Source organism: Kitasatospora sp. NPDC057512, assembly GCF_042802135.1.
Lineage (GTDB): Bacteria > Actinomycetota > Actinomycetes > Streptomycetales > Streptomycetaceae > Kitasatospora.
This window is the reverse complement of sequence record NZ_JBHVET010001270.1, coordinates 1-1,166: the sequence shown is the minus strand read 5'-3', so window position 1 is coordinate 1,166 and position 1,166 is coordinate 1. Positions and strand designations below refer to the sequence as shown.

1 protein-coding gene is annotated in these 1,166 nt (G+C 69.5%); it reads right to left on the bottom strand.

Annotation, left to right across the window (positions count from 1 at the left end; all coding sequences use genetic code 11):
* Positions 1 to 92: 92 nt before the first annotated feature.
* The coding region (locus tag ACFU6K_RS39410; RefSeq protein WP_380671544.1) for a glycosyl hydrolase family 18 protein at positions 93 to 1,166 on the bottom strand (1,074 nt) is incomplete at its 5' end.

The following is a 1,166-nucleotide window of genomic DNA, read 5'->3' as shown; positions in this document are numbered from 1 at the left end:
ATACAAAGTAAAGACAAGAGGGCCCGGCAGATTTTTTAATAAAGGCCCTCTCGTTGTGTGAAGTGCCCACTCCTGGGCGGGCGGTGCGTGGGTCAGCTACGCCCGGTGACGTAGAGGGGCTTCATGTCGACGACCGTGGCGGTCACCGTGTGGCCGAGGCCTTCGCGGGCGGCGTTGGCGAGCAGGCCGGTGTCGCCGTCGGCCCGGTAGGCGTACAGGCCGCCGAGCTTGTTGGCGCGGGCGTACTCGGCCTTGGCCCTCACGCTGCGCGGGGTGTCCAGGGAGATGAACACGCTGCTCTGCTCGCTGTAGAGGAAGTCGGCGTCGGCGCGGGTGTCGGTGTACAGGGTGAAGCCGTTGCGGCCCTTGCCGCCCTCCAGGTCGAGGTAGTTGCGCAGGACGTCCGCCTGCTCGCTCTTGCCCGACTCGAACGAGCCGACCGTCGTGCCGTCGTAGTTCGGCTCGTAGGCGCCCCGCAGCGGCGAGATCGCACTGACCGTCGCCCGCTGGGCGTTGCGGGTGTGGGTGGCGTAGGCGAGGTGGATGACGCCCGGGGCAACCTTCAGTTCCTCGACCAGGTGCGTCACCGCGGCGTCCGCACTGTACGGGGCGTCGGCGCGGGCGTCGTGGCGCAGCGGGGCGTGGTGCCCGAGGCCGGCGGCCCACGGGGTGCCGAAGAGGTCGAAGGCCAGCAGGTTGATGCGCTGCGCGCCGGCGGCGACGAGCAGCGGGATGTTCATGTCCTTGATCTTGTGGACGGCCGCGGGGGCGCTGACGGCGATGGTGGCGTTCGGAAGCTTCTGCTTGACCGCGCGGATGAGCTGGGCGAAGTTCTCCGGATCCTCGGGGCCGTAGGCGTTGGCGGGGTTGCCCGCGGCGCCCGGGTACTGCCAGTCGAGGTGGAGGGCGGTGAACATGGGGAAGGCCTGGAAGATCCGGGCGAGGGAGTCGGCGAACGCCTCCCGGGACTTCGCCTCCTTGGCGATGTGGTGGAAGGCCTCGCTCAACTCCCAGCCGCCGACGTCGAGTCCGACCTTCAGCTTCGGGTTCTTCTTCGCCAGGGCGGCGACGGCGCCGAGCAGGCCGTGGGCCTTGTCCTGGGTGAAGTCGGCGGCGGCGTCACCGCTGGGAGCGCCGTCGAAGCCGTAGCCGATGGAGGCGAGGAC